Annotated in this window: 9 protein-coding genes; 8 read left to right on the top strand and 1 reads right to left on the bottom strand. The window is 36.4% G+C overall.

From position 1 onward, the window contains the following. The first annotated feature begins 103 nt into the window (after positions 1–103). From dgt to V7783_RS17010, 8 genes are all read left to right on the top strand, one after another. A complete protein-coding gene (gene dgt, locus V7783_RS17045) occupies positions 104–1,582 on the top strand; it encodes a dGTPase (protein ID WP_335679739.1) in 1,479 nt (492 codons plus the stop codon). Between the two features lie 214 nt (positions 1,583–1,796). Continuing rightward, complete coding sequence (locus V7783_RS17040; RefSeq protein WP_130051673.1) at positions 1,797–3,071, top strand: SIR2 family protein; 1,275 nt, start codon at positions 1,797–1,799, stop codon at positions 3,069–3,071. Then, the gene (locus tag V7783_RS17035) at positions 3,068–5,032 is read left to right on the top strand and encodes an ATP-binding protein (RefSeq protein WP_130051672.1); all 1,965 of its coding nucleotides are present in this window, start codon (positions 3,068–3,070) and stop codon (positions 5,030–5,032) included. The genes V7783_RS17040 and V7783_RS17035 overlap by 4 nt, the downstream gene beginning before the upstream one ends. A 249-nt stretch (positions 5,033–5,281) precedes the next feature. Continuing rightward, positions 5,282–5,611, top strand: coding sequence for a hypothetical protein (locus V7783_RS17030; protein WP_130051671.1), 330 nt, complete (start codon positions 5,282–5,284; stop codon positions 5,609–5,611). A gap of 236 nt (positions 5,612–5,847) precedes the next feature. Continuing rightward, positions 5,848–6,891 carry a hypothetical protein gene (locus tag V7783_RS17025; protein WP_130051670.1) on the top strand — a complete coding sequence of 348 codons (1,044 nt, stop codon included), beginning with the start codon at positions 5,848–5,850 and terminating at the stop codon, positions 6,889–6,891. A gap of 45 nt (positions 6,892–6,936) precedes the next feature. Beyond that, positions 6,937–7,230 (top strand): hypothetical protein, encoded by a 294-nt coding sequence (locus tag V7783_RS17020; protein ID WP_240701317.1) that lies wholly within the window; start codon positions 6,937–6,939, stop codon positions 7,228–7,230. A gap of 386 nt (positions 7,231–7,616) precedes the next feature. After that, positions 7,617–9,401, top strand: coding sequence for a KAP family P-loop NTPase fold protein (locus tag V7783_RS17015; RefSeq protein WP_335679738.1), 1,785 nt, complete (start codon positions 7,617–7,619; stop codon positions 9,399–9,401). Next, positions 9,401–9,568: a hypothetical protein gene (locus V7783_RS17010; RefSeq protein WP_335679737.1), complete on the top strand. Its 168-nt coding sequence runs from the start codon at positions 9,401–9,403 to the stop codon at positions 9,566–9,568. Before V7783_RS17015 ends, V7783_RS17010 begins: the two co-directional genes overlap by 1 nt. On the opposite strand, the gene V7783_RS17005 is transcribed toward V7783_RS17010, so the two are convergent. Beyond that, positions 9,565–10,000: IS3 family transposase (locus tag V7783_RS17005; protein ID WP_335679736.1), on the bottom strand; the 436-nt coding region annotated here is incomplete at its 5' end. The two genes, V7783_RS17010 and V7783_RS17005, sit on opposite strands and share 4 nt — an antisense overlap.

Genomic DNA, 10,000 nt, shown 5'->3' with positions numbered 1-10,000 from the left:
CACTTGCCCCAACAGAGATAGATATTGAACAAACATTCATAATGTTTGTGGGAATTGTAAAGTTTTTATTTTGAGTAATAACAATATTAAGGGAAATTTCAGTATGGATTATAACGAAAAGTTAAAGCATGAACGCTTTCGAGCATCTACGGCTCCTAAAGAAACATTTGATGAAGAAATGGAGTCAGATCGGGGGCGTTCAATTAATTCTGCTGCTGTTAGAAGGTTGCAACAAAAAACTCAAGTATTCCCTCTAGAATCCAATGCTGCGGTTAGAAGTCGTTTAACTCATTCTTTAGAAGTTCAACAAGTTGGTAGATATATCGCAAAACTGGTTTTAAAAAAGTTAAACGAAGCTGAAAAATTAAAAGCTTTAGGATTAGACGATAAAAAAGATGGCTTTACCAGTGCTATTGAAATCGCATGTTTGCTGCACGATGTTGGAAATCCAGCTTTTGGTCATTTTGGAGAAGAAGCCATAAACATGTGGTCTGAAACGTCACTGTTGAATGTTTTCACTGAAAAATTCGGGGATGAGGTTAAGGATAATATACTAGTAAAAGACCTGCTTTGTTTTGAAGGTAACGCGCAAGCCATTAGACTTCTACATAGTTTGCAAGACTTAAACCTATCTTTTTCACAAGTAGCCTGTCTAATCAAATATACCCGACCTGCTTACGAACCAAAGCCTACTGATAAAAGTGATCGTTATTACTATCGAAAGAAAAAGCCCGGTTATTACTACTCTGAAGATAAGTACGTTAAAGCGCTTCAAAATAACTTAAATATTAAATCTGGCAATAGATTCCCGCTGACATACATTATGGAAGCTGCTGATGATATTTCTTACTGTATTGCAGATCTTGATGATGCGTTAGATAAAGGCATTTTAAATGTAGATCAGCTTCATAAAGCTATAAACGATATATGGGATTCTTATTTAGATGATGAAGAAGTTGATAACGAAGTAGTCAAAAAAAGATATTTGCCAAATCTTGCTGAAAAGGCATACAAGAGATATGAGTCAGAGTCTCACAATAAGAACCATTCATACATTCTTACGTTAAGAACTATCTTGGTTAATGAATTAGCTAATTATGCATCTGACAGATATATTGAAAATCATGAAGCTGTGTTCGATGGGACGCTTGATGAGTCTTTGTTAGATGGCAATGATGAATTTCACTTAGCAACAGAAGTTTTGAAAGATGTTGCTTCTAAATATGTTTTTTCTGCTAAAGAAGTAGAGCGTTTAGAGTTACAAGGCCATACGATAATATCAGGATTACTTGATGCTTATATGCCACTTCTTAAGTTAGATTATGAAAAATTTAAGTCCCTTTCCAAAACCGAGTTTTTGAAACCATGTCCTATTGAGACAAGGTTGTATCATGATTTGTCCAACAAACATAAACGCCATTACAGCGACAGCGTGAAAAGCATACACGAACAAGAAACCGTTTCTGATGAAGATAAAATTTTAGAGTTGTATTACAGATCTCGATTATTAATCGATTACATTAGTGGTATGACGGATCGGTTTGCGTTTGAAGAGTATAGAAGCTTAAAGGCTATTGATTGACGGAAATTGAAGTGGTTTGAATGTATTGGATTAAGTTGATGAGCTTGAATAAGTTTTGTCTGTTCATTTGATTAAATATAGGTCTTGTATTTTTATTCGTAATACCACCTAATATCATACTAAATATAGAAAAAAGTATCTTATCGAGTTACCGGATTCAGTTTCTCATTCAGGAATCGCGATGAGTAAAAATTAATTAAAGGGAGTTGATGTCATGAGTGAAGATAAGAAATTTGCGAAAGACTACCTTATATTCAGACAAGGTCAGGAGAGTTTGTTTGGCGAAAATGATAGTGTTGCAGATGGTATAGAAAAAATCAGGAGTAAACTTTCTGATCTTACCAACATAAAAAATCTTCACTTTTTATTGGGTGCTGGTGCAAGTTCTGATGCCATACCTGCAATGGCACCACTAATTGGTAAAGTAACTGAAAAAGTAGAAGCTACACAAACTATGACCCAGTTAGCTTTTCTTCCAGAAAACCCATCGCATGATGAGTTAAAAAAACGGTTCAAATCTGCGAAAGATGTTTCTCCAAAGAACCTAGAAAACATACTTGGTACACTGTACTCAAAGCGTGAATACCTAAAAGGTGTCGGTCAATCTGATAGCCTCAATGACTTCCTAATTAACCTTATAGAGACTGAGATCTATTCATCTATAAATATAGATTGCACCTCAGCGCAGGCAGAGCTTTCTCTCGATTTATATAAAAAACTTTATCAAAAACTAGCTCTAAGAAACAAAGATTTAGCTAGGGTTAATGTATTTACGACAAACAATGATTTGTTAAGTGAAACAGCGTTGGGTTTTCTCAACATTAACTACAATAATGGTTTTAGTAGTGGCTTGTCGCGCACGTTTAATCCTGCACGTTTCTCCTTTACCTTTTCCAGAAAAGTTGATCCTAGCGTTGAAAAGTATGAGCCATTAGAAAACATGGTATATCTTTACAAGCTACATGGCTCGATTAGTTGGATAGAGTCGGATGACAATTCGTTTTTTAATATCAAAGAAGTTGACGTTATTCCGAATCAAGAACCTAATGGTAAAAATGTACTGATCTACCCCACACCATTGAAACAAAACAAGAGCTTAGGTTCACCCTATGCAGATCTCATCAGAGAATTTCAAAACAAATTGTTACTCCAGCATGGTGTATTAATAGTAATTGGATATAGCTTTAGTGATGAACATATCAACAATGCTATCTATGCAGCACTCGCAGCAAACTCCAGCCTTAGTGTGGTTATTTTTGGTAATTATCATCCGTCTGAAAATCTTACAAGACTGACAGACCGACGTATTTATCAAATATCAGGAGAGGTAGAAGTTCCTATTGATGAAAACTCAGATCCTAAAAAAGAAAAAATTCATTATTTCAATTACATTGTGAATAATTTCATTCCCGATTTAGACCGTAGTAAGGATAGCGAAATACTAGAAGAGTTTATAAAGTCAATGAAGGCGGTCGGGGATAAAAAATGAAAATTGGAAAGATCACTTCAGTAAACTTCAACCAGTTCCGAGTCAAAATTTCTTCAGACATTAGAGGTAATTCTATAAACCTCGCTGGTGTGGTCTATTATTTTGGCAACATTGGTAGCTATCTAAAAACAACAAACTCAGTTGGTGAGCAGTTAATATGTGAAGTTGTGTCAATTTTTGATAGCGATATGAAATTAGACTCTGCCGCTTACGACATTGATAGCAATAGGGAACTGTTGTTAAAACCTGTCGGCACTATCACAAGAACTGGAAAATTTAATCTTGGTGTAGGAATTTTCCCCGGTATTTACAGCGAGGTAACTGTAGTTACGTTTGAAGATATGGAACTTATTCTTCATACAACTAAAGACAAGGAATTGAACGCGTCGATTCACCAAAGTTTCTATCTAGGTGAGAGTAAAAACTTAATCAACTACCCAATAAACATATCAGTCAATGCATTTTTCAATATTCATTCGGCAGTGTTGGGCAACTCTGGCAGTGGTAAGTCAAATACAATAGCGCACATCATCCAAGACATTCACAAGAAAAAAGATAACTCTGCCATTGGTTCGCGGATATTGATTTTTGATGTGAATGGAGAATATAAGAATGCCTTTACTGGACATGAAATAGGCCCCAATTTACAAGTAAGGCTTCTCAAACCCAACATTAATGAAGCAGAAGAAGGCTTTGAGCCGTTTTATCTTCCCCACTTTCTCATGAACATTGATGAGTGGAGTGCATTTCTGATGGCGACGGATGCGACCCAACGTCCTTTCTGGGACAAAGTGCTTCAGGAAAGCTATAAATTTTATATGATCTCAACTCGTGATGGAGAGCAGAGGCAAAAGTTAATTAACTATCTTAGATTTAAGATCTGCAACCTGCTCCATACTCTGCATGCACAGGGAGATAGCGAAACAGCAATCATCACTGCTGCAAAAAGTATCATTTATGGGATTGTGAACCTTATTAAGCTTGATGCAAACCTGAATAGAGCCTGCACGGATGAAGGAATACTGACCGACTTAGAAAACCTGTATTCCAGTTGCACAATCAGTTTTGGTGAAAATAAAGACAAGCTGAAGAAGGCTTTACAGGGAGTGAGAAATAAAGTTGACGATGCTACTCTTCGAGAGGTTATGGATTTCAGAGCATCGGGTGAAGAATATTTTGATTATCGCTTTTTGAAGCAGGCCGCAAATTTAACATTGCTGGAAGAAGATGCTAGAGGTAATGGGCGAGTAAGGGAATATACCTCTACGATGATGACAAGATTAGATTTTTTCTTAGACAACCCAGATTGTGCTTTTATGCGGCAAGCACCAATAGAGACTACCAATATCAATAATTATCTTGATTGGCTGTGGCAATCAAATCTAGCCGTACCAGCTCAAACCAACATGGTAATTATCGATACCAGCGAGTTGTCTAAAGATGCTCTGGAGACATTAACTTCTGTAACATCAAGAATAAACTTTTCTTCAAGAAGAAAACTAAAAGGTAATGCACGACGTGAAAGACCTATACATCTCGTACTAGACGAGGCTCACCGTTATATTAAAAAAGATTCGAAATACCTTCTCCGAGAAAATATTTTCGAACAGATAGCTCGTGAAGGCAGAAAATACGCATTGTATTTGCTGATATCTTCTCAACGTCCGTCAGAATTATCTGAGACAGTTTTATCACAATGCTCAAATTTCATAATTCACCGAATACAGAATGAAATAGATATGAAGTACGTCTATGCCATCCTTCCGTATTTTTCAGATGACTTCGCAAATAAGATCAAGCAATCTGTTCCGGGTGAGGCCCTAATATTTGGTAATTGTGTATCGATGCCGCTTCACGTTAGAGTAAAACAGGCATTCCCAGAGCCAAACAGCGAAAACTGCAAAGTTCATGAGGAATGGTTTAAACCATTTCCACCACCTCCTGTGCTGCCTGTTAAATGAAGTTTAGTCTATCACCTAAACATTAAGATCAGATATGAGCTACTACAACTTAATATTCATTGCATGGTTATGTTGCTGATTTCTGACTTTTATTGTTACTTAGCTCTATGTAATAATGGTCCTAGGCTTTCCAGAGACGCCCGATCTGCCACCGTGGACCAAATGGATATACTCTGTAGAAGAATTTAATTTCCCAATAAAACTCAATGCTAGTGCGGTGGGCTGGTATTTGTTGTGTTTGGTTGATTAATGACTACAGCGAATAGTGAACAATTAGATAACGTAAAAAGACAAGCTAAAAGACTTTCAAAAGTTATATCTCTTCCTCTGAAGCAGGCTCAGCAAGTACTATCTGAAGTTGTTTATGATTGTTCAAATTGGCAAGAACTAAAGCTACGCATAAAAGTACAGAGCAATGACGATTTAATTCTATTAACCAACCTTCATCCAAAAGCTGATACAAAATATATGGCAGTATTTGATAAGTATAAAGAAGCTATCTTAAGCCGGATGGATGACCACCCATCGTTTGTAAATGGACAAAATTCAAAAATTTTATTAAGTATTTTTTCACTTTAACTTATTGATTAATAGAACTTTCATTCTTTCATTTCTTCCTGTTATACATATTTGAAGTATTGACTTAAAATGACCTCTAAATTAGCCTAAATGAGGCTGTTCGGACAGCCTGTGCCTAGTATTTATTTTTGTTAAAAATAAAATACGGCAAAGCGGAGCATCCGAAAAAAATATTGTAACCACTGCAAGAACTGGCGTGCTGGGCCATCGTTCTGCTTTACGTTTGGAGCAATATTTTGATCACATATATTCACTTAGATCTCAAATTAGAAAGACAAGCAACATTACTTTCAACCTCTTTAAATCTTCCTATAGAAATTGCGAAGGACGCACTTGCCAGAGCTATTTATTGCGAAACTGACTATAAAGCACTTGAATCCTCGCTATATGAAAATATTAACTCGCTCAAAAGCAAGCACGCCATGCTACTGAATTGGCTAAAGTATTTGCTCATTGGAGAAGGAGTAAACGACAAAAGATTAATCATTGAATTACAAAAAAGTATTGATCACATGGCTAATCGACTTGCCAATATGGTTGTTATAAACATCAGTAAGTTGCAGCTTATCTCTAAAATATTTCTTTTGTTCGGTCTTGATGATGAAGCGAAATATATTTTCAATGCTAATTTCGGATTAATTTGGAAACCCATTTTTTCTGTCCTGAATAGAGATTACGAGGCACTTTACTCAACTATCAAGTTGGGAGAATTTCCATTTCGCTTGTTTGCAATAAGATACTTTGAAGAAAAGTACGATCAATTCTCAGTAAACAACAATTTTAAGAAAGCATTATTGTATTCGACGCCAAGTGAAGAAGAATTGTTAGATGAGGCAAATAAAGTTGAATTGTTGAAGCTTTGGTTTTTGAGTACACACTCTGTATTGAATAGTCAGACAATGTTTAAAGAAGAAAATCAACCACATGTATTTAATATCAAGAACAAGAGATATCTTGTTTATGGGTTTCCTTTAAGCAATAAAGCTTGTGAAGATCTAGATGAATCAACGCCATTACTAGATCTTCGAGTTAGAAATATTCGTGAAAAACAAACATTCATAATTAAGTTTGGGAAGCAAAAGCTAACATTGTTAGCTGAGAAATTAGATGATTCACCCGTTATTGATCATGTTAATTATTGTGAGTTTACTTACGCGCTCAAAGAAAGCTTACTAACTCACAAGGACGCTCGAAAATCTCCATGCCCTAAGTATGATTCTCTATTTAGTCTTGCATTGAGACCGTATAAAGATGCGGATTTGATTAATAATACTGTTTAAGTATTGAAAATTATGTTCAAAATTTATCTACAGGAAGCTTCAATAGTGACGGTAATTGATTTCAGCGAAGCCAAGAATGAGTATCTTGGAGAAGTACTGTTTGGAGTAGTCAAAGAAGATGAATCATTCAGGTATCGCCCGTTTGAGCAAATTACAACTTCTATGATAGTTGATAAGCTGGAGGTTGATGATAAATTGGAAATTAGAACTAGAAATGGAAGTCGTTACGTTGTTGATAAAAATCTCGGCTTTTATGAGATTTCAGTTAAAGAGCTAGCCATCATGAGAACAGGGCAATACTCACCTGCACGAATAATTCAGATAAGGAAAACAACGTAAACGGCTGAAGCATTCGACTATAGAGATATGTTCTATAACAATAAACAGAAAACATGATTCCAATTATCTACTTTCGTCGGTAGAGTATGAAGAGCAACATCAAGAACGGCTGAGAATTACCTTAGATAATAGGTCTATTCAGTCTGCTAGCAAATGACGACATTATAGCTAGTTACGCTGCTACAAAATTGGGTTACTTAAGCATTTTTCAATTTTGTAGAGACATTAAAAAGTGCTTCTGACAAACACCCAGTGAAGCGCACTTAGTAACTAATGTTATAAATTCAGAATAATTGCGATCTTATGTACTTAAGCTGAATAAATTGGCTTGAAATATAGAAATTTACACCAATTTAAATGAAATATAACAACAACAAGGACAGTAAATGTGGTCAGATAAAGAGTCTCCAATAGACTTTCTAAATTTTAATGAAACGGCAGAGTCGATTAAAGATTTAATTACTGAAAAAGAGCTAATGCCGATAAGTATCGGCGTTTTTGGTAACTGGGGGGCTGGGAAGTCTACTATTTTAGAGTTAACTAAAAAATCTTTAGCCGAGGATAAAAAAGATTACATTCAAATTCACTTTGATGCGTGGACATTTGAGGGATTTGATGACGCCAAGGCAGCTTTGCTTGAAACAATAGCCTCAGAGCTTTTAAAGGAAGCTGAAGGTAATAAAGGATTGGTTGATAAAGCTCAAAATTTTGCGGAGCGCGTTGATAAAATCAGATTACTTGGCTTGCTAGCTGAAGGAGGTGCAGCTGCATCCGGCTTTCCTTTGTTTGGTCTAGGTCAAAAGATAATGAATTATTTTGACGATGATATTGAAACTGGCGACCAAAATGAAAACAAAGACGAAATTGATTTTGGCGACGTAGCGGATATTGCAAAGAATGTCGAGAAGGGAGTGAAAAAAGGGAAAGGCTTAGTCAGATCTAAGAAAGTGATTTCACCACCAACTGAAATTCGCAAGTTTAGAAGTTCATATGCTTCTTTGCTTGAAGGTTTCAACAAGCCATTAATCGTATATGTAGACAATTTAGATCGCTGTTCCCCAATCAATGCAATTTCAACACTAGAAGCCATTCGATTATTCTTGTTTTTACCAAATACTGCGTTTGTTATCGCAGCGGACGAAGACATGATTAGATTGGCTGTGCAGCATTTTCACAAAGGAGCATCAGTTCGACATCAAAAAGACTACTTAGACAAGTTAATTCAAATACCTGTCCATGTACCAAAACCGGGCGTACAAGAAATTAGAGCATACTTGATGATGCTAATTGCTTCAGACAAGAAAGTCGAGCAACCAGAGTTCAATAAAATCCGCGATAAATTAGAGGAATCATTAAGACTTTCTTGGCAGCAAGATCCTATAACTATTGATGAGCTGCTTAATGACTGCAATGTTGACTACATTGAAGAGTTGAGAGCTGAATTTAAGGTAGCAGAGCAATTGGCTCCCATTTTAGCAAGTTCTGCGCATATTAATGGTAACCCGCGCATAGTAAAGCGCTTGCTCAATCAAATTCGAATGCGGCTTAAAACAGCGAATCGCAGAGGCATGCAGCTTGATGAGAAAACGATTACCAAATTAGTTATTTTTGAAAGGTGTATGGGTACTCAGGCAACTAATAAGCTTTATGAATTGATTGATAAAGAAAATGGTAAGCCAGAAATAATTGCCATGCTGGAAGATTCTGAAAGTGAACTTAGTCTCGATAAATTGCCTGAGGAGTGGAAAGAAGATCTAGAATTTCTTGATAAATGGTCAAAGTTACATCCTCCATTTTCAAATTTAAACCTTAAGCCTGCCGCTTATTTAAGTAGACAAAGCATTCCTCTTGGTGCCATTAACTCTGTTATGTCAGGTGCAGCATTGAAACTATTAGAAGGATTGTCAAAGCAAAAAAACAGACTTAGTGAAGTAAATTCAAAACTCTTGGAAACAACGCCTCAAGAGGAATATTTATCTGTCATGGATGCACTAATCGAACAATTTAAATTGGTCGAAGATTGGAAAAAGATGCCCGTTGGCTTTTATGGTGCTAGGTTACTCTCACTTAAAGATGAAAAATGCAAAAGCGTATTTGTAACATATACCAACACTATACCAAATAAGCCTTGGATGGTGCCTGTTATTAAAGAATTAAAAGGAGAAAAGTGATGGGTACTTCGGCGTCTGCTTCAGGTCCAAATAATCAAAGTCCATTGGTGCCGCCGTGGGCAGAAGAGGGAAACTCAGTACAATTTGGTTCTGGTATTGATGGTGGGTCAGATGGTTCACTAGATGATGGACAAGATGGAAATGGTGGACTTCCCAGCTTTCACTAGACAGTTTTTAACTCAGAATAGTACGCTTCCTCAAACTTAGCAGGTGAAACACCGCCTGTGTGTGAATGGCGTTTTCTTGGATTGTAAAACATTTCTATAAAATTGAATATCTCAGCTTTCGCATCTTCGCGTGTCGAGTATATCTTACGCTTAATTATTCGCTTTTTAATTGTCGCAAAAAAGCTTTCAGCAACCGCATTATCATGACAGTTCCCAGCGCGGCTCATTGAAGGCACAAGGTTATGTTCTTTCATAAATGCGAGATAGTCAGCGCTAGCGTATTGACTGCCTTGATCACTATGCACCATTACCTCAGCCTTCGGTTGACGTTGATATACAGCCATCAACAGTGCGTTTATAACAAGGTGCTTGTCCATATTTTTATCCATCGACCAACCCACAATACGCCGAGAGAATAAATCCATCACTGTT

Source organism: Pseudoalteromonas sp. (assembly GCF_036960685.1).
In the GTDB taxonomy this organism is placed as follows: domain Bacteria; phylum Pseudomonadota; class Gammaproteobacteria; order Enterobacterales; family Alteromonadaceae; genus Pseudoalteromonas.
This window is presented reverse-complemented; position numbering and strand designations above follow the sequence as displayed.